Origin of the sequence: Ensifer sp. R-19, assembly GCF_049905105.1 — a bacterium.
Taxonomy (GTDB): Bacteria; Pseudomonadota; Alphaproteobacteria; order Rhizobiales; family Rhizobiaceae; genus Ensifer.
In genome coordinates, this window is the sequence record NZ_CP184571.1 from 310,841 (window position 1) to 329,627 (window position 18,787).

19 protein-coding genes and 1 pseudogene are annotated in these 18,787 nt (G+C 59.2%); 15 read left to right on the top strand and 5 right to left on the bottom strand.

Annotation, left to right across the window (positions count from 1 at the left end):
* Positions 1 to 85: 85 nt before the first annotated feature.
* Both ACN9MO_RS31910 and ACN9MO_RS31915 read left to right on the top strand, forming a co-directional pair.
* A pseudogene (locus tag ACN9MO_RS31910) lies at positions 86 to 478 on the top strand (flagellin); the annotation flags it as partial.
* 960 nt (positions 479 to 1,438) lie between these two features.
* Positions 1,439 to 1,936: a flagellin gene (locus tag ACN9MO_RS31915; protein ID WP_425989341.1), complete on the top strand. Its 498-nt coding sequence runs from the start codon at positions 1,439 to 1,441 to the stop codon at positions 1,934 to 1,936.
* A gap of 46 nt (positions 1,937 to 1,982) precedes the next feature.
* Here ACN9MO_RS31915 and ACN9MO_RS31920 read toward each other — a convergent pair whose 3' ends face one another.
* On the bottom strand, positions 1,983 to 2,672 hold the full coding sequence (locus ACN9MO_RS31920) for a helix-turn-helix transcriptional regulator (RefSeq protein WP_057251487.1): 690 nt from the start codon (positions 2,670 to 2,672) through the stop codon (positions 1,983 to 1,985).
* Positions 2,673 to 2,908: 236 nt separating this feature from the next.
* Between ACN9MO_RS31920 and ACN9MO_RS31925 the strand changes: the two genes are divergently transcribed.
* The 7 genes from ACN9MO_RS31925 (at position 2,909) to ACN9MO_RS31955 (ending at position 9,246) form a co-directional block, all read left to right on the top strand.
* Positions 2,909 to 3,940, top strand: coding sequence for an ABC transporter substrate-binding protein (locus ACN9MO_RS31925; protein ID WP_255571501.1), 1,032 nt, complete (start codon positions 2,909 to 2,911; stop codon positions 3,938 to 3,940).
* 130 nt (positions 3,941 to 4,070) lie between these two features.
* A complete protein-coding gene (locus ACN9MO_RS31930) occupies positions 4,071 to 4,853 on the top strand; it encodes an ABC transporter permease (RefSeq protein ID WP_425989344.1) in 783 nt (260 codons plus the stop codon).
* Entirely contained in the window at positions 4,850 to 5,653 is an 804-nt protein-coding gene (locus ACN9MO_RS31935) for an ABC transporter permease (protein ID WP_057251484.1), read from the top strand. The genes ACN9MO_RS31930 and ACN9MO_RS31935 overlap by 4 nt, the downstream gene beginning before the upstream one ends.
* Positions 5,650 to 6,732: an ABC transporter ATP-binding protein gene (locus tag ACN9MO_RS31940; protein ID WP_113479957.1), complete on the top strand. Its 1,083-nt coding sequence runs from the start codon at positions 5,650 to 5,652 to the stop codon at positions 6,730 to 6,732. Before ACN9MO_RS31935 ends, ACN9MO_RS31940 begins: the two co-directional genes overlap by 4 nt.
* Positions 6,733 to 6,845: 113 nt before the next feature.
* Complete coding sequence (locus ACN9MO_RS31945; RefSeq protein ID WP_112997034.1) at positions 6,846 to 7,712, top strand: TauD/TfdA dioxygenase family protein; 867 nt, start codon at positions 6,846 to 6,848, stop codon at positions 7,710 to 7,712.
* Between the two features lie 32 nt (positions 7,713 to 7,744).
* Positions 7,745 to 8,395 (top strand): RraA family protein, encoded by a 651-nt coding sequence (locus ACN9MO_RS31950; RefSeq protein ID WP_113479958.1) that lies wholly within the window; start codon positions 7,745 to 7,747, stop codon positions 8,393 to 8,395.
* Positions 8,392 to 9,246, top strand: coding sequence for a carbon-nitrogen hydrolase family protein (locus ACN9MO_RS31955; protein ID WP_057251480.1), 855 nt, complete (start codon positions 8,392 to 8,394; stop codon positions 9,244 to 9,246). The genes ACN9MO_RS31950 and ACN9MO_RS31955 overlap by 4 nt, the downstream gene beginning before the upstream one ends.
* A gap of 9 nt (positions 9,247 to 9,255) precedes the next feature.
* Here the strand turns inward: ACN9MO_RS31955 and ACN9MO_RS31960 are convergent, their stop codons facing one another.
* Complete coding sequence (locus ACN9MO_RS31960; protein WP_057251479.1) at positions 9,256 to 9,480, bottom strand: helix-turn-helix domain-containing protein; 225 nt, start codon at positions 9,478 to 9,480, stop codon at positions 9,256 to 9,258.
* A 147-nt stretch (positions 9,481 to 9,627) separates the two neighbouring features.
* Between ACN9MO_RS31960 and ACN9MO_RS31965 the strand changes: the two genes are divergently transcribed.
* From ACN9MO_RS31965 to ACN9MO_RS31980, 4 genes are all read left to right on the top strand, one after another.
* Positions 9,628 to 10,005 carry a helix-turn-helix domain-containing protein gene (locus tag ACN9MO_RS31965; RefSeq protein ID WP_162728181.1) on the top strand — a complete coding sequence of 126 codons (378 nt, stop codon included), beginning with the start codon at positions 9,628 to 9,630 and terminating at the stop codon, positions 10,003 to 10,005.
* Between the two features lie 138 nt (positions 10,006 to 10,143).
* On the top strand, positions 10,144 to 10,455 hold the full coding sequence (locus ACN9MO_RS31970; RefSeq protein WP_112997037.1) for a HigA family addiction module antitoxin: 312 nt from the start codon (positions 10,144 to 10,146) through the stop codon (positions 10,453 to 10,455).
* Between the two features lie 221 nt (positions 10,456 to 10,676).
* On the top strand, positions 10,677 to 11,726 hold the full coding sequence (locus ACN9MO_RS31975) for an ornithine cyclodeaminase (protein WP_113737545.1): 1,050 nt from the start codon (positions 10,677 to 10,679) through the stop codon (positions 11,724 to 11,726).
* A gap of 43 nt (positions 11,727 to 11,769) precedes the next feature.
* The gene (locus ACN9MO_RS31980) at positions 11,770 to 13,104 is read left to right on the top strand and encodes an MmgE/PrpD family protein (RefSeq protein WP_113737546.1); all 1,335 of its coding nucleotides are present in this window, start codon (positions 11,770 to 11,772) and stop codon (positions 13,102 to 13,104) included.
* 11 nt (positions 13,105 to 13,115) lie between these two features.
* Here ACN9MO_RS31980 and ACN9MO_RS31985 read toward each other — a convergent pair whose 3' ends face one another.
* Both ACN9MO_RS31985 and ACN9MO_RS31990 read right to left on the bottom strand, forming a co-directional pair.
* Positions 13,116 to 14,462, bottom strand: a complete 1,347-nt coding sequence (locus ACN9MO_RS31985; protein WP_113133054.1) for an amidohydrolase family protein — start codon at positions 14,460 to 14,462, stop codon at positions 13,116 to 13,118.
* Position 14,463: 1 nt separating this feature from the next.
* Positions 14,464 to 15,192 carry a winged helix-turn-helix domain-containing protein gene (locus tag ACN9MO_RS31990; RefSeq protein WP_425989346.1) on the bottom strand — a complete coding sequence of 243 codons (729 nt, stop codon included), beginning with the start codon at positions 15,190 to 15,192 and terminating at the stop codon, positions 14,464 to 14,466.
* A 667-nt stretch (positions 15,193 to 15,859) separates the two neighbouring features.
* On the opposite strand from ACN9MO_RS31990, the gene ACN9MO_RS31995 reads away from it, so the two are divergent.
* Both ACN9MO_RS31995 and ACN9MO_RS32000 read left to right on the top strand, forming a co-directional pair.
* On the top strand, positions 15,860 to 16,591 hold the full coding sequence (locus tag ACN9MO_RS31995) for a response regulator transcription factor (RefSeq protein WP_162733652.1): 732 nt from the start codon (positions 15,860 to 15,862) through the stop codon (positions 16,589 to 16,591).
* Positions 16,592 to 16,743: 152 nt separating this feature from the next.
* Positions 16,744 to 17,457, top strand: coding sequence for an autoinducer binding domain-containing protein (locus ACN9MO_RS32000; RefSeq protein ID WP_113479959.1), 714 nt, complete (start codon positions 16,744 to 16,746; stop codon positions 17,455 to 17,457).
* Positions 17,458 to 17,510: 53 nt separating this feature from the next.
* On the opposite strand, the gene trbI is transcribed toward ACN9MO_RS32000, so the two are convergent.
* Positions 17,511 to 18,785 carry an IncP-type conjugal transfer protein TrbI gene (gene trbI / locus ACN9MO_RS32005; protein WP_113737548.1) on the bottom strand — a complete coding sequence of 425 codons (1,275 nt, stop codon included), beginning with the start codon at positions 18,783 to 18,785 and terminating at the stop codon, positions 17,511 to 17,513.
* Between the last annotated feature and the right edge of the window lie 2 nt (positions 18,786 to 18,787).

The following is an 18,787-nucleotide window of genomic DNA, read 5'->3' on the forward strand; positions in this document are numbered from 1 at the left end:
TAGTCAGCAGGCGGCTCGTACAGCCGGCCTGGCATCATGACGATCGCCGTTCATTTTGAAAAATTGATAGAATCGGTACCGTTTGATGACAAGCATTCTGACGAACACTTCAGCTAGTTCCGCAGTTCAGATCCTTCGGTCGATCAATTCCAACCTTGCAGAGACACAAGTCCAGGCCAGTTCGGGGCTCCGCATCCGCACCGCCGCCGATAACGCGGCATATTGGTCTATTTCAACGACCATGCGTTCGGACAAAATGTCGATTTCCGCCGTAGCGGACGCGCTCGGTCTCGGCGCAGCCAAGATTGATACGGCCTATGCCGGGATGGAGGCCGTCATCGATGTAGTGCAAGAATTCAAGGCGAAGCTCGTTGCGGCCAAGGAGCCCGGCGTCGACAAGGCAAAGATCCAGTCCGAACTGAATCAGCTTAAGCAGATGGTCGTAAGCATTGCTACGTCCTCCGGATTTGGCGGACAGAACTGGCTCAATACGGATATCGGACAAATTTACGACCTCAATGCGAACAAGGTGTCGCTCGTATCCTCCTTCTCCAGATCGTCAGGCAGCGTCTCGCTCGGTACGATCGATCTCCACCTTGACGAGATCAGCCTGTTCAACACCACAGGCGGAGGTTTGCTCCAGGCCGATCCTCGCGACGTCAAGACAATCGGGGGCATGAGGTACGACACTGTTTATCCTCAAAGCGGTTCGTCCACGATCTACTACACCGAAACAGGATCGAGCTGGATGAACCCAAGGTGGAATGCCGGGGTGGCGGGAAGTTTCTCCTTTGATTTTTCAAATGGATCGCCCTTGGATTTCAGTAGCCCGGGCGCTGAAATCAAGTTCGATATCATCCTGGACAGGGAATACGACCCCTCGGGGGATACCGGGATCACCGCAGAGCTTCGCGATCTCCCGGGCCCGTACTACCCTGGATACACGAAGACAATAACGATTACCAAAGCGCAGGTTGACGCCTATGACGCCAGTCTTGGGGGCATCATCTCCACGAACACCCAGTTCGCCGGCTTGCTGAATACGCTGCTAAATCCGGAAGGAGCGTCTGTCAGCGCAAACTATGGCCACTATCAGCCACCGGGCTCGAACAACTGGATTCACGACGACGTCCTTATGAGCATTGCAACGCTCCAGACGCACGGAAACGGCTCCTACGTCGAGATTGTCAATCTGAGCAGCATCGGGGTCAGCACGGGCGGTCTGATACAAAAATCCAACTACGGTGAAAGAGGGTCAGCGCTGTCGCTGCAATTCGACCCATTTACGCTCCATATGGACGGCGACACCCCTGACGGCGTCGAGGTCAGTTTTCAATTTGCGATAAACGGTGCCCCCTCGAAATTGTACTCCTTTGACCGGACATACGTGAACAACCTTCTTGGAAAGGACACGGGTGCCATCGAAACGGCCGACGAGATGGTAACCCTGCTGCGGTCCCTGCTCGATGCGGACTGGCCGGACACGGTCATCCAAGTCTCGAGCGCCGATCCGAGCAAGATCATCGTCAAGTCAGACCCTCTGGTTGATCGCAAGTGGGGCGCCGGAACGCGCGCGGGGTTTTCGGACATCGTCGTCAGCATCGAGCCGCTTCCAGCTATCAACTTCCTCAACATCGACATCGAGCGGAACCCTGACCTGGTCGACCACTATATGAACTACATCGAAGTGTCGGGACAGCGGGTGGTCGACGGTGCGGCCGTTCTTGGCGCCCTCAAGCAACGCATCGACATGCATTCGGAATTCGCAAACAAGCTTATTGACACCATCGACAAGGGCATCGGCCGCCTCGTCGATGCCAACATGAACCAGGTGTCGACAAGGCTCAAGGCGCTTCAGACGCAGGAGCAACTTGCGATCCAGTCGCTGCATATTGCCAACAACAACAGCGAAGCGATCCTGCAATTGTTCAGGTGATCCAGAGTTCTCCTGCCTACACCTGATGCCTTGCACCAGACAATCATTATGGTGCGATGCTGTGCCCGCGTTCGATGTGCGTGGCGATCAGCATGGCCACGAGATGGACCGTGTTCCTGGCTCCAAACCTTTCCTTCATCCGCTCCAGACGGTGTTCGACGGTGCGATGGGAGATTGAAAGTGCGGCGGCGATTTCCTTTGCGGTCGCGCCCTCTATCAGCAGCTGGATGATCGCTTCGTCAGCGACGTCCATTTGTTCGAGCCGTCGTGGCGGACTGAGCAGGAACTGAGCATAGGAGGACGAAATGATCCACTTTGGTCGATCGATGTTTCGCTGGGGTAGCAGGATGCGATCATAGCCGACGTTGACGCCGAAAAGACGCGTCTTGACGAGCTCCATGGAAGGCTGCTGGCTGGATACGACCTGCTGGAGCCGCGGAATAACGGCCTCTTCCATGTAGCTCTGATCCTTGAAATCACCGATGTAGGCGTCGGAAAATATCTTGTTGATGTTCAGAATGCGGGACGTGAAGCCGGAATGCCGGATGGCTTTCATGAACCATCGCTTCGGGTCGTTGCCTTCAACAGTGAACACGGTCAGGCGCATTTTTATCGACAGCATGTCGACGATGTCGCGATATACAATTTCTGGTGAAGTCGGCTGCTCGGGGTCGGTCTGAAGCCAGTTGTCGAGCATCTTGCGTGCGACTGCGCTGAAGGGTGTTTCTCTCGCCATTGCCATGCTTGCCAGTGAAATTATCATACGAAATACAATCTAAAGCAGAGCAGCCGCAATAGGGAAAAGTACCCTGAGACGCCTTCGAAAGGCTCCCTTCAGACCACAGCGCATGTGATGAATTAATATGCCTAGGACATTAATCCTAGGGATCGCCGATTAGACCCATGGACTCCCGGGGGGCACCATTCGTTCTGTTTTCAACGAATGGGAGAGACACCGTGGGAGCGAAACGCTTGCTTGCGTCTTTGTGCCTGACAGTTTCGGGCATCGGTACCGGATCGGCGGGGGCCGAAACGCTAGTCATCAACAGCTATGGAGGCCCATACGAGGACATCATCCGGGAGCGGATCATCGAACCCTTCGAGAAACGCTCCGGTATCGACGTCGTCTATGATGCCGTCGGATCTGCCCAGCAGGACTACGCCAAGATCAAGGCTACCAAGGGCCGGCCTGGGTTCGATCTGGTCGTCATGACGGCATCACAGTCACTTCAAGGATGCAAGGATGGCCTGCTCGAGAAACTGACGCCGGCGTCGATCCCGAACCTCAACGCCCTTCAAGCCGATCTAGCGGCGGTCGCGGGACCTTGCGGAGCAGTGCACGAGGTCCAATACCTTTCCCTCCTTTACCGCACGGACAAGCTCGCCACAGAGCCTGTCTCCTGGTCTGCATTGCTCGAGCCCGAACTCAAGAAGCGGGTCATCCTCCCCACCTTTCAGAACATCATGGCCGTCTATCTGCTCGAGATGATGTCGGTCACGAACGGAGGCGATCTTATCGACAATGTCGGTCCTGGATTTGACGCCATGGCAAAGGTGTCTGCCCAATCGGTGGGGTTTGAGCAATCCTCGGCCATTCTCGAAAGCTATCTGCGCGAAGGCTCCGTCTGGGCCATGCCCTTCTGGAACGGCCGCGCGCAGCTGATGGTCGATGAGGGCCTGCCGGTCGACTATGTTCGGCCGAAGGAAGGGACCATTCCACTTGTCGCAACCCTCAACATTCCAGTCGGCGCTGCAAACAAGGAGGCCGCCCGGAAGTTCATCGATTTCTTCCTCGAAAAGTCGAGCCAGGAAGCATGGGTCGCGGGATATAGGGTCGGTAGCGCGCGCAGCGATATTTCCGTGCCCGACGAGCTGAAAGACCGCCAACTCACGCGTGGATCTGACAACGAACCTCTGCACCTGCCCGATCTGCTGCGACTTCAGGAAAAACTGCCGGATTGGGCGGAACGTTGGGAACGCGACGTCGTTCCCAACGCCCGTTGAAGGGACACTCATGAAAAGCCTTGCTCTCGACTTGCATCCGCCGGCCCGACGCCGGCACCCTCCACAGTGGTTTCCGATCGCGGCGCTTACGCCGTCACTCCTGGTGCTCTCGGTGTTCTTTGCGCTGCCGATGGGAATGATGATCGGAATGAGCTTTGCTCAGACGGAAACGTTATCCCCTACCCTCGAACACTATCAGCGCTTCTTCACGGATGGCCTTTCGCTTGCCGGTTTCTGTCGCACTGCCTTGATGTCCTTGCTGGTCGCGATCAGCGTAACCGTTCTCGGCTATCCGGTCGCCTACTTCCTGGCGCGGTCGACGACGCGCTGGCGGGCCGTGGTGTTCGCGCTTGCGCTTGCCCCGGAACTCGCCGGCGTCGTGCTTCGAACCTACGGCTGGCTGATCATCCTGGAAGATCGGGGGTTCATCAATGATTTGCTCCTCCATCTTGGCCTCATTACCTCGCCGCTTCCCTTGTCGAAGAACCTCTTTGCCGTCGTCGTCGGCCTGACGCATGTCGTTCTGCCCTTCGGCATCCTTTCGCTGATGACGAGCATTCAGGGCATCGATCCGAACCTCGAGCGGGCAGCGCAGATGCTCGGCGCCTCGAGGCTGGCGGTGATCCGGACGATCGTACTGCCCCTTTCCGTGCCGGGGATCGTCAGCTCGATGTTGATAGCCTTCACCATGTCGGCTAGCGCCTATGCCACGCCGGCTCTTCTCGGCGGCGCGGGCTTCAAGGTGCTGGCGACGATGATCTACGAGCAGGTCCTCTTCTACATCGACTGGCCGTTCGCTTCAGTCATGGCGATGGCGCTGCTCCTCATGATGCTGGCCATCTCGTTCGTCGGCGTTCGCTACGAAAGCCGCCGCAGGTCGCGGGCCTCTGTCTCATCGGGAGGTGAAAGATGAACAGGCTTATTTCCATACTCTACTGGGTTTCGCTTGGCGCAGTCCTCTCTTTCATCACCCTGCCGCTCATCGTGGTCGTCGCGGCGTCGTTGAGCCCGACATCGGCTGTCACGCTACAGCCCTGGGAGTGGACCGGCCGGTGGTATGCGGATCTCTGGTCAAGCCGCTGGCTCGACCCGTTCCTTGCGAGCTTCAGAATTGCGACGGTCGTCGCGGCGATCAGTGGCGTGCTTGGATTGTTCGCGGCTTATGCGGTCGTCTACGAGCGTATTCCGGGCAGCGACGGCCTGATGTCCTACCTCCTGTCCCCGCTTTCGGTGCCGCAGATCGTCAAGGGCGTTGCAATCGTGCTCTTCCTTTCGATGATCGGGCTTCAGGGGTTTCTCGGCACTCCGGCACTGATCGCCGCGCACGTCGTGCTCGCCCTACCCTTCGTGACCCGCATGGTGGCGACGTCGCTCGCCAATTTCGATGCTAACCTCGATCGGGCGGCCCAGATCCTTGGAGCGAACAAGCTTCAACGCATCCGGCTGGTGGTGCTGCCGATGATCAAGCCCGGGGTTCTGTCAGGCGTGACCTTCGCGTTCATCATCTCATTCAACAACATCCCGCTTTCGGTTTTCCTGGTCAGACCCGGCGACAGCACGTTGCCGATCACAGTGATCAACTACCTCGAATACAGCCTCGATCCGGTGCTGGCGGCGGTGAACGTCGCGTCGATGGCCTTCATCCTGACGGTCATCTTCCTCTTTGAAAAGATCGGCGGGTTCTCCGCGCAACTCCATGGTGGCAGCAAATGAATGCACTCGACATCGAACTCGTCTCGGTCAGCAAGTCCTACGCCAGCATGGCTGTCGTCAGGGATATCGACCTCGCTATTCCTCAAGGCGAATTCGTCAGCATCCTCGGCCCTTCGGGCTGCGGGAAGACGACCACACTCAACATGATCGCCGGCTTCACCGCCCCCTCCCGCGGTGACATTCGCATCAAGGGGCGAAGCCAGGTCCGCGTACCACCGGAACGCCGCAACATCGGTCTGGTGTTCCAGAACTATGCACTCTTTCCGCACATGACGGTCACTGAGAACGTTGCCTTTGGCTTGAAGATGAAGGGGGGCCGGCGGGAGGAAGCTGCCGCGACCGTCAAGAGCGCGCTTCGCAGCGTTCACCTCGAAGGCATGGGCGAGCGTTATCCGCGCGAGCTCTCCGGAGGTCAGCAGCAGCGGGTAGCACTTGCCCGGGCGATCGCGCCCCGTCCGTCTGTCCTGCTTCTCGATGAGCCGCTCTCGAATCTCGACCTGAAGCTCCGGGAAGCGATGCGGATCGAACTGAAGGAGATTCAGCAGCAACTCGGGATGACTTTCGTCTACGTCACCCATGATCAGGAGGAGGCCATGGCGATGTCCGATCGGGTGGTGGTCATGTGGCAAGGGGCGATTGCGCAGCAGGGACAGCCGGCTGACCTCTACCGCGAACCGAACTCACGCTTCGTGGCCGATTTCATTGGCAAATCCAATATCCTTGCCGTGCAGACCACGGCGACGGGGCAAGCGCATCTCGAATTGAGGGTCGGAGAAGGAGTAATCCTGAAGGCCCGCAACACCGAGCCCTCGGCTGAGGTCCGATACTGCTCGATACGCCCGGAAAGCATCGCGGTCCTTCCTCCTGGCGCCGGCGGCGATGAGTTCGCCAATCGTCTCGACGGAACCGTGCGGCGTGTCGTCAACCTCGGGGCAGCCTTCGAAATTGACGCCGATCTCGGCTCGGACGTGCATCTCCACGTCTTGCTTCGCGCGACCCGCGCGAGCGTTCCCCCGAAACTGGGTGACTCCATTCGCCTGGGTATCGACGACGCCGACATCCAGGCCCTCAGCGCGTGACAAGTGATCCATAGGGTGGGGCGATCAATCCGAAAGCATCGTTATTGGAACCACTGGAACCTTGCATCCTACGATCGTTGCGACCTCAAGAGGTCGCTTTAAAGGAGATGAAAATGCTTGATAAACAGAGGCTTCGTGCCGTTCAGCATGAAACGAATGTCTGCGCCGACATCGAGGGTTTCGACTTCGACAACTACACCCAGGAGGACATCGACGCCGTCCGGCGCTATTGGCTTCAATACGGCGTGCTGCGCTTCAAGAAGACGTCCATGAGCGACGCCCAGCAAGTCGCGTTCTCACGCCATTTCGGGGAATTCGTGATCCATCCGAAGCAGCTGCAGGAGGGTGGTCATCCGACCCACAAGGAAATCCTGGTCATCAGCAATGCGATGACGGACGGCAAGCCGAGCGGCGCCATGGGCAACAGCGAGGCCACATGGCACACGGACACCTGGTTCTATGAGCGGCCGCCGGCGGGCGCCATCCTGCGCGCGGTCGCCGTGCCACCGACCGGAGGTGACACCTACTTCCTCTCCTCCTACCGTGCTTACGAGACCTTGCCGGAGGCATTGAAGAAAGCGGTCGATGGACGGCAGATCTTCTTCCAGAACGTCTACGACAAGACAGGCAAGCTCCGGCTTGGCAAGTCCGCACCAAAGACCCGCGATTTCCGCGAATGGAGCGGGATCGTTCATCCGCTCGTTCGCCTTCACGGCGAAACCGGGCGCAAGTCGCTCTATCTCGGTGGAACGTCCGAAGGCGCGTGGATCGTCGGCATGCCGCTCGACGAGAGCGAGTCCCTTCTCGCCGAGCTTTGGCAACACACCACCACGACCAGCGAGGTCTTCGTCCAGCAGTGGGATGTCGGCGATATCATGATGTGGGACAACCGTTGCACGATGCATCGACGGGACGGGTTCGACCCGAACTCGATCCGCATCATGCATCGCACCACCACATCAGGCGAACGGCCAGTCTGACCTCAAGAACGATCATCAGGAGGTCAGAGAAGATGCCGCACTACCGGATCAATCACAGTCACCCTCCCCTTCCCGAGGAACTCATCACACTGATGGGCAAGGCCGAAACCGCCACGATCGGCCATGTCGAACATGTCGGCTTCGTCAGCAATGGGGTCCTGCCTGTGTTTCCGGCAAGCGCGGCGGGTTCGGCCGTTACCGTCGCGGCTCCCGGGCGGGATGGCACGGTGATCTACCGAGCCATCGACCTCCTGATGCCCGGTGACTTTCTCGTCATTGCGCGGGTTGATCATGACGACATCGCCTGTGTCGGTGGCGGGGTCGCAACTGCGGTGAAGGCCAGGGGCGCCGTCGGCGTCGTCATCGACGGTCCCTGCACCGACGCCGAGGAAATCGCGGCATTGGGCCTGCCGGTCTGGTGCCGCGGGATCTCCTCAAAGACCACCAATCGGCGCATCTCGATCGGCGGTTCGATCAACGAACCGGTCGCCTGCGGCGGAGCCGCGGTTCTGCCGGGCTACGCGGTCCTTGCCGACAGGGAAGGCGTGTTCGTCGCGCCGCGCGACCGCATGCTCACGCTGGCGCGCGCCGCGATCGCGCGCCAGCAGAATTCAATCGCCGTGCGTCGGCACCTTGCGGCAGGCCACTCCATCTTCGACTTCCAGCCGGAACTCCAATCATGAAAATCGCACTCATCCAGATGAACTCCCAACCCTATCGCGCTGCAAACCTGCGGCAGGCCGAAGAACTCATGCAGCAAGCCCTCTCGGGGAGACCGGATCTCATCGTGTTGCCGGAGCATTTCGATTGGACCGGGGGCACGGCGGTGCAGAAGCGCGCGGCAGCCGATCATGTGCCAGGCGGCGCGGCCTACAAGCTGGTCCAGAGCTTTGCTGCGCGAAACCGCGTCGCAATCCACGCGGGCAGCTTGCTCGAAACCAGGGTCGGTTCCAAACGGATCCACAACACGAGTGTGGTATTCGACGCCCATGGCAACGAGATCGGTCTCTACAGGAAGATCCACCTCTTCGACATCGTGGCCCCTGATGGAAAGGTCTACAACGAGTCGGAGACAGTCGCTGCGGGTGATAGCCTTCTGATCTACGAGATCGGCGGCATCAGGATTGCCTGTTGCATCTGCTACGATCTTCGCTTCTCCCGGCTGTTCGACCGCCTGGCCCAGGAGAACGTCGACATCTTCGTTTTACCCGCTGCCTTCACCAGGCAGACGGGGAAGGATCATTGGGAGGTGCTTTGCCGTGCCCGTGCGATCGAGTTTCAGGCCTATGTCGTGGCCTGCGGTCAATGCGGGCACTACGAAACGCCTGCCGGAGAGCGACGTGACATGCACGGACATTCGATGGTGTGTGATCCCTGGGGAAAGGTTGTGGCCGAGGCGGGCGATGAGGTTGGCGTCCTTGAAGTCGAAATCGATCCGACCTGCATTACCGCGGTACGCAGCCTTATTCCGATGGCAACTCACCGGGTCGATCTGCAGAATGTGCAACTCGCGGTCCGCAAGGCCCAGCGCTGATCGATGTGGTCACGTATCGGCGTCACCATCGGGCCTGACCAGGTCCATGTGGCTGACCCCAAGCGCCCGAGCGATCTTGTAGAGTGATTGGATCGTCGGGTTGCGCTCACCGCGCTCCAGACCGCTGACATATTGCTGGCTGATCTCGGCTGACGCGGCAACGTCCTCCTGCGTCAGTCCCTTCTCCCGACGCAGGCGGGCAAAATTCCGGCCGACCAATTTGCGCATATCCATGCGCTCTCTGATGGCAGGCCTGAAACTTTGAGTTTATCAACTATAATATGTAAACGCATGTGATGCGGAAGGGCGGAGCTACTTGAAGATCAGCGGGTTCGCTTCGGCCGAGGGCTTGTTTGGGGGCGAATGAGCAAGCAATCGCAAATGCCGAACGACGTCGATGTGGAAGTGGGGCGCCGCATCGGCACGCTTCGGCGCAAGATCGGCATGCGGCAGCAGGATCTCGCAATGCACCTCGACGTTTCGGTCCAGCTGATCCGGAAATACGAAAACGGCCGCATCAGGATCAGCTCAAGCCGTCTTGCCGCCATAGCCGTCGCCCTCGATGTTCCGGTTGCCTTCCTTGTTGATCGTGACGAGGCTCACTTCGACACCACGGCAAGTCGGGAACTGGCCGAATTGGCCGCTTTTCTTGTGACGAAAGAGGGAAACGCCCTTAACACGGCCTTTCAGCGTATCAAGTCCGCGGCAGTGCGTCGTTCATTGCTCGCATTGATCGAAGTGTGTAGCCAGCCGCTCTGAAATGGCAGGAACCATTATTCTCGGGCTGGCAAGTGGGAAAGCTCCCAAAGGATTCCCAGCAGACATTCTGAAACTTGTGGCGTCGACAATCTCGAGTTCGTCGACTGCCACTAAGATCGGTATGAAGGAGACCGAACGATGACAAGTATACTACCCCTGGTACATCCGGGCGAAATCCTTCGCGAGGAGTACCTCTTCCCTTACCACATGAGCGCAGGAGCGCTCGCCAAGAAGCTGAACGTTCCTCGCACCCGTATTGGGCGCCTAGCGAATGAACAGACTGCTGTAACTACAGATACAGCACTGCGGTTGGCTAAGTTTTTCCGCACAAGTCCTGAATTCTGGATGAACCTGCAAGCTAGCTATGATCTCAAGATTGAGGCCGCGGCGTTGGAGAAGGACCTTGCGGCAATTCCCGAAATAGATCCGGAATACGCCCTCGCTTCATAGGCGGCGACGTACGATCGACAAAGGTGACTGGCGCGCCGTGAGCGCTCGCGCAGTTCCAATCTGCTCGAACCAATCCAGATCCGGTACTTTTCCGTACTGTCTCCGAATCTTTTTCGTGCTCTGACCGTCACGTCACCTGCGTGTTCAAGCATTCTCCAAACCTTCGCCTCGCCGCCTCAGCCATTCCCGTATGCTCGGCTCTTCATCTATGGGAGGCGAGCATGACTTTGCACGAACCCGTCCTCAATGTCGTATCTACCGAGGAACTGCGCCATCTTGGTGCGGAGCTGTCTGTAGCCGAGACGCACGAAGCGGTCGAGACAGCGTGGCGCGACATCCGACGCGGCTCGTCGGTCGGTGGAAAGGCCGTTCTTTCTCTGCCCGAGGACGAATTCTGGGCGATGCCCGAATTTATTGCACAGCGTGAATCTTTCGCTGCGGAACGGTTGGGGTGGAAGCTCTCATCCCTCTACAGTGTCAATCCTCGGTTTGGCGGCGTCAAGATTATCGGCGCCAATGCATTCAACCGTCGGCGCGGCTTGCCCCGGTCGACCTCGACCTACCTACTTCTCGACAAGACGACGCTCAGGCCCGTTGCCATCTTCGATGGAACCGCGCTTTCGGCCGCGCGGACGGGAACCTACGCCTCGTTGGTGCTGGAGACCTTCGTCGAGACGCCAATGAAGATATCGGTCTTTCTCTTTGGTGCCGGCCCGGTCGCAAGAAGCGTCATCGACTGCCTTTCGTTGACGGGTGCGGAGCGCATAGAGCGCATCTTTATTCGAAGCCGATTTCCGGAGAGTGCCGCCCGGTTTGCGGAGGCGGCAGCGTCGTCCACACCGATTGCCTTGGTTCCGGTGGAGGATAATTCCGCGCTTTCCGAATGTGCGTTTGTCGTCACGGCAACGAATGCGCGCGAACCGATATTCGAGGATCATGAGCTTGCAAGGGATGCTGCGACCCTCCACCTCGGCGGCGACGAGATCCCTGAGGCCTATTTGAAGCGTGCTCTTCGCACCGGCACTGTCATCTGCGACGACTTGAAGACCGTTTCCCGTCGAAACTCTCAGAGCGTTTCGCTTTATTTTTCACGCAGGGACATGAGCCTTGAGACGGCTGGCCCGCTGCTTGGAATTGGCGAGTTGTCGGCACCAACCGGCTGGCAAGATTCCCGCCCCGGACCCGTTTGCGTGACCTGCGTCGGGCTCCCGATGCTCGATCTCTATGTCGCAGAAGCGACTTGGGAAAAGCTCTTGAAGCGACGCGTTTAGATAACTGGCTCGCCAAGCTCAGACCCGCTGCCGGGAGGCCACGTTGCCCTTGATCACAGAAGTTCTTGCCGAGCACATTCTGGTGACGTCACGCCGTCAGCCGAGCTGTGACGACAGGAACATGGCCCTGAAGTGCGTGCTTGACCTTGTTGGCGCGGCAATCGCCGGCCGGGACATGCCGGGTCCGACTGCCGTCAGAGCGACAGCGCGTGCACTTATGGGGGCTGGTTCGAGTTCCATCTGGGCGACGGGACAGACGGCTTCGCTCGCAGGCGCCGTATTTGCCAACGCTGCGGCCGCATCTGCGCTCGATCTCGACGACGGACATCGGCTGGCGCGTGGGCATCCGGGGGCGGCAGTCATACCCACGGTTCTGACGCTGCTTCCCGAAACGAGTGCCGGGGCAAACGATTTGATTTCGGCGATTTCCGTTGGCTATGACGTCGGTGTGTGTATCGCGTCGGCGCAAATGCCGAAAATGATCGCGACCCGTCAGACCGGGCGTTGGGCGTCGGTCGCAGCGGCGGCGGCAGCTGCGCGACTATTGCGTTGCCGCGAGGATCAGGTCGCCCATGCGCTCGCCATCGCCGCGGTGCTTGCGCCAAACCAGCAGGCCAATGGCAGCTCGGGCTATTCACAACTGACGGGTAATGACGTGAAGGAGGGCATCGCCTGGAGTGCAACCCTCGGGCTCGCCGCCGTCCAGCTGGCGATCGGCGGGCACTCCGGCCCAACTGATGTTTTTGATCATCCTGACTACTACAACCGGCAAACGATCGTGGCTGACCTCGGGGAGCGATCTCACCTCGTCGGCACCTATTTCAAGCCCTACGCCTGCTGCCGCTATATCCATGCCGCGCTGGATGCGTTCCTTATGCTTGTCGACAGGAGCGAGATTGATGCAAGCGACATCAAATGCGTCGAAGTCGAAACCTTCGGCTGGGCGCTGAAACTTGGCAACAAGCGTCGGCCAACCACCCTCGTCGACATGCAGTACAGCCTGCCCTATTGCATCGCGATCGCCGCGATCGAGGGGCGTGATGCACTGGCGCCCCTCGGGGAAGATCTCCTTGGGCGCGAGGACCTTTCAACGTTTTCCGAGAAGGTACTGCTATCGATAAACGACGAGATCGATGCGCTGTTCCCGGTCGAGACGCTTGCGCGTGTCACGATATCGACGTCCTCTCGGCGATTGTGCTCTGAGATCCTCGGCCCGCTTGGCGATCCGAAACATCCGATGTCGTTCGAAGCAATCGAGGAGAAGTTCCTCCGCGTAACCCGTCGGGTACTTACGCCCGAGCGGCAGCGCCAGATCGTTGGTGGCGTTCTCGATATGCCCGATGACCATGGCTCCGGGCTGCTCATGGCGCTTCGCTAACACGCCGGACGTCAAAGAATGCGGCAATTCTCGATGACCAGGCGCCCCTTAGCGATCACATGACGTACACGGGCAAGGTTATGGGCGTCGCAGATGACGATGTCTGCTTGCTTGCTCTTTTCGATCAATCCACGGTCGCCGGCAAGTTCGGGGATTGCCTTGGCGACGTTGCCGGTTGCAAGCGCCACGGCGCGCGGTGCCGGCATCTGCTTCTTGGCGATCATGCGTTGGATCGCCGAAAGGATTGTATCCCAATCGCCGCCGGCATAGTCCGTCGACAAGGTGTCGATCACCCCTTCGGTCGCAAGAAGATCAAGGTTTTCGGGGCCGTTGCGCCATCGGGTCGTGATGCAGTCGAGCGTCGACACGTCGATCGTCACACCCCGTTCCTTCAGCAACCTTGCCGTTGTCAGAGCTTCCTCAGGCAGGAACATCGGGTGGTTCGAATGCCCGGCGATCATCCGGGCTCGGGGATAGGCTTCGGCCAACTGCACGAGGGTTGCAGCCGTCGGCGCGGCGTTGTGGAATATCGCCGCCATTCCGACACGTTCGGATTGGGCGGCGATCTCGGAAAGCCCCCTCATCGCAAGGTGAACCGGCGGCATGACGGTCTCAACGACGATCCCGCGGAGTTGCGCGGCAGTCAGATGGCCAATAAGGGCGTATTGGTCGAGGAGCGCTTCGAGCCCATCGTTCGAAGCGGCCGCTGCGCCATCCAGCCTTCGTCCGAGGACCGCCTCCTTGAACAATCGGGCGATCTTCGGGTGAATGGTGACACCGGTTGCCTGCTCTATGGCTTGCGGCAGATATCGGTAGTCTTGGGCGCCACCGCCGAGCGTCTGACCACCGCCGGCTTCTCCGAGCGCTTTTGCGCCGCGCGCAAGCATGTCGTCGATGGTGGCAGAGAGGTGGTGCGCCGACAGCCCCGCTCCGTCCGAGACACGGGCAGCCCCGAGGCTGCTCGGGGTGTGGGCCGTCGAAACCTGAACGTCCAACGCGTGGGACGCAAGCGCGCCGGATCCGATTTCATCTGGAGTAGCGAGACCACAAACGTTGAGAAGCGTCGTCGTGCCGCTTAGCAGATGGCGGTTGCGTTGATAGGAGATGTCCTGCGCTGAAAGTGGCAGCGATCCGGATGGCATGGAAGGGCCGGCGATGCAGCCATGTGCGTGAGCATTGATGATGCCGGGCAAAACAACTGCTCCGCCCGCGTCGATAATCCGGTCCCCCTCGTTTGCCGTCACTTGGTAAGGCGTCACGTCGACGATCTTCGTTCCTCTGATCCTGACGCTGGCCTTTTCAAGAAAGGTGATCCCGTCTCCGGTGATCAAGCTGCCATTGACGATGACCATGTCCATGTCATGCCTCCAGTCGCAAATCGGTGAGCGGGTGGTAATCCGAGGGATGGTCGAAGCCAGGAGCAAGCGGCGCCAGTCCGTAGCCGACGCCGCGCACGGTGCGGATCCAGTCGTAGCCGGTCGTGGTGATTAGCGCTTTTCGGAGCCTGGCGACATGAACGTTGACAGTTCGAGGATCGACAAAGATCCCGCGCGGCCAGGCCTGTTCGATCAGCTCACGCCGCGTGTGAACCTTGTGCGCTCCCCCGATCAATGTCCCGAGCAGTCGAAATTCGAGAAGGCCCAGATGAAACTGCTCTCCACGCCAGGTGGCGCGGTGGCTTTGAGGGTCGACCGCAAGTCCGCCGGCATGGAGTAATCCAGTCCTGGCGCGCGTATCGTCCAATGCCGACAGATGGTGCTTGAGCGCGTCGAGGTAGCGTTGCGGTTCAACCGGGCAGACGAACACGTCGTCAGCACCGGCGCGGATGAGTGCCGGAAGTGCAACGGCCGCCTTGGCTCGCAGCAGTGCTATGATAGCAGCCGATCTTGTTGAGGTGTCCTGCTTAAGGCCTTGGCAGAAGCCAGCGACACCTGCATCCGCGGCATCGAGCAGGACGGCCTCGACCGATCTTCCGACCGTGATCGATGCGAAGTCTTCGGCGCCGAGCGACAGATCAGTGGAGTATCCCGCTGCCGCGAGAATGTGGCGATGGGTGAGGCTGAAGCCCGCGTCACGCGAGCTGACCACGATCAAGGGTCCGTTTTCGGCGGTAGGCATCGCTTGCCTCCCGGTCGCGGTGCTTGACGCAATGTCGAATGATTGCACGCACAGGTTTCGCTCTCAAGGTCTGCGGCTCGAAGTTCTATTAAGAATTGTTGCAGACGATTCGGACGTGATCCCTTCGCAAGGAAGACTGATCGTCGGGCCATATGAATGCAGCGCCTGCTCAATTGGAGGCTTCCGGCGGGCGGGTCCATCATTGGGTGGCATTGAAGGAGGAGCGCGATGCCGAACCCGGAACACGGAGCTATTGATAGGCAGAACGATGATCGGCTGACGGAGCGCCCCAAATGCCGAACGCCAGGAGAACGTACGGCGTGTCACATTTGTCCGCGTTTCGCTTCGGGGGCGTGTGGTTCGTTGCCAATTGCATGTCGCGAAGAGCTCGCCAATGGTGGCGCGCCGAAAGAATTGGAGAGTTATAAGGTTTTCGCGAAAACATTATAACCGGCGGGGGACAACGTGCGTCGGCCTCCCGCCACGGGCCGGCGATGCGCGTCAATCGAGCTCGCGTTTCAAAAGGGCGATACCGTTAAGGGGCATTTCTGTGCCTTGAGCAGACCCGTTTGCGGCGTTAGCTCCCCAAGAGGTTGCATGGCAATCAATGCCCATGCCGACTTTGCAGGGAGTTTCGTTGTCCAAATATAAGCGGATCGCCGGCCGTTCAAAAGTCGTTCTGGCAGTGATCGACGATGAGGAAACGCGTCGTCGGTTTGCCTCCCTTCTCATCGGCCACGGTTACGACATCCACCTCACCAACGCCACACTGGCCCTTCGGCTCTTAAAAATCCGGAGGTTTGACCTGCTTGTGGTTGAGGGAAAACTGCCATCTGCCGCATCCCTCCAGTTTTGCCGGCAGGTTCGTTTTGTGAGCGACATTGCGCTCGTTCTTATCGTTGACAGACACGATGACAGCATCGTTGTCGAAGGACTAAACGCCGGTGCGGATGCCTGTGTCTTGAGGGTTGGCGAAGAAGACGCCACGCTTGCCCGGTTGCGCAGCCTCCTGCGCCGTGCCAGCTCCGCTAGGGCTCGTGTCGAGGATACGCGAGTATTGATGTTTGACGGCTGGCGCATAGATCCGGGTAAACGCACGCTCCACGACCGCGATGGGCAGACGAGGACATTGACCGCCGGTGAGTTCGATATCCTGCTTGCTCTTGCTCGCAACCCTGGAAAGGTCCTCTCGCGAGAGGAATTGCTTGAGGCTACTCGCTTTGGGCTTGCCGGTCCATCGGAGCGCAGCATTGACGTGCATGTCCGGCGTCTGAGGCAAAAGATAGAGCCCGATCCGGATGAGCCGACCTATGTGAAGACGGTGAGGCTCGGCGGCTACCTGTTGGCACACACCGTGGAAATTGAATGACTTAGCCCGGTGAACCGTCCCCGCGAAATGTTAAGTTTTGTTGCGACAGTGTTACAATGGATTGCAGGCGAAGGCGCCTGCATCTAGACCGTGTGTCGTTGCCCGCCTGCGAAAGGCTCAATCCGACCAATACGCGCCGGAGGTGAAATCGCATGAACGAACGACGCATTTTTGAACGAGTGATAGACCTCTGTCAGGTCCAGTCATCGTCAAGCACGATCAACAAGTCTCTTGCGCGTTTGGCAGGAGCTGCCGGGTTTGATCACTATGCCTATTTCAGAGCCCATCCGAACGATAATTTCGTGGCCACCGACTATCCGCTTGAATGGCAGCGGCTCTACTTTGCGCGTTCCTATGTGACGCTCGACCCGGTAGTGACGACAGCCAAGCGCGGAACCCAGGTCTTCCGCTGGTCTGTCGACGACGTGCGGCCAAGAGTTTGCCGGGAGTTGCGGCGCTTCTACACGGAGGCTGCCGATTTCGGATTGAAGACGGGGCTGTCGGTATCGGTATCGGCCGGTTTCGGACGGTTCGCCATCCTCACCTTCACATCATCGTCACTGAGCAGTGCGCGCGGCTGCATTGCCGGCGAGATAACCGGGCTCGGCATAACTGCCGCAGCCTTCCTACACTCAAGGATGCGAAACATGGAACATCTGGAAAGCAATTGCACGCCAGCGCTAAACGCTCGGGAGCTCGCCTGCCTCAAGTGGTCGTCCGAGGGAAAGACGATGCTGGAGATCGCCGACATACTCGATATCACCTATTCGTGTGTGCGCCGCAATCTCAAGCGAGCCATGGACAAGCTCGGTGTCTGCAAGCTGTCTCAAGCGACCGCGGCCGCCACCCGGCGCTTGCTGATCTGAAACCAAGCGTATGGGAATGCTGCCGCAGCTGGACGTGCCTGTCTTGGCCAATCTCATCGATAGGCGCCGGGAAAGACGATATCCTGGTCGACGAGGACGTTGAAGACGTAGCCCGGTCTGATGCTGAGCGTGGGCTGCACGTCGAGGTTTTTTGCAATTGTCCGTTCGGCCACCCTGCCGAAGGTCTCGGCAAAACTGCGACGGGCGGCGTCCGAGGCCGTATCGCGCCCTCTGTCGCGCTGGTCGGTTGGAAGTGACATATCGATACCCGCGCCGATCAAGGCGACGAGCGCTGCGGAGCCAAAGGTTCTAAGGAGATGTCGATCGACCTTGTCCTTAAAGCCGCCATAGCCTTCGGCGTCGGTGCCGGCCATCCCGCCGATCTGCAAGGTAGAACCGTTCGGAAAGATGAGGTCGGTCCAGACCACCAGCACCCGTGACTGCCCGAAAGCGACTTCGGCGTCGTAACGGCCGAAGAGCTTGGTGCCTTGGGGAATGATGAGATGGCGACCGGTGGCGCTGTCATAGATCGGATGATTGACCTGGGCCGAGATACGACCCGGGAGGTCGGAGTTTATGCCCGTAATCAACGTTGCGGGAATAACCGAGCCTCGCTTCAGCTCGAAAGGCGATTGCGCGGCAATGACCCCCTTTGGCAAGTATCCAAGCTCCTTGATGTCAGAGTTGAAGAAGGCCTCCTTGGATGCCTGGAGGTTGGGATCTGCCTCCTTGCCCTCGAGCGCTCTTGCCAGGACCTCTGCGGGATTACGAGATGCGGGCATATTGCTGCTTGGTGCGCTCTCCATCTTCGTGGGTTCCGCCCCTTCTTTGATCTCAACGGTGAGAGGAGAGTCGAGGGCTGCGTCTCTTGCCTGAAGTCTCGCCATGTCCTGCCGATGGCGCTCACGAAGAAGCTGTTCCTTTCGTTCACGCTGGAACTGGTCCAACCAATCATCTTCATTCCCCTGGCTCCTGGTTTCAGCAGCGTAGGCCGGAAGCGACGTCTTCTCGGGGGCAGCTTGGACGTCCGACGAAGGCACCTCGGTTGAAGGCTCGGCCGCAACGCCTCCAGTGCGCGTTGTCTCCAGCGGTTCGGCGATGATGCCGTCGGCGACGCCCCGCTTGATGCTTTCGGCAAAGGATGATGCCGAACCGCCTGAGGACACCTCCGCCCCAATGTCGGTTCGGTGTCCGATTCCTCGCGAGGTGAGGCCGGCGACGATGACGGCGAAGAAAATGATCATCATCGCGCCCGCGACAAAGAGCGGTAGCCGATTGACCCTGCGAATGTGTTTCGGGGTGTGAGAAAGCTGCAGCGATTGAGCCATGA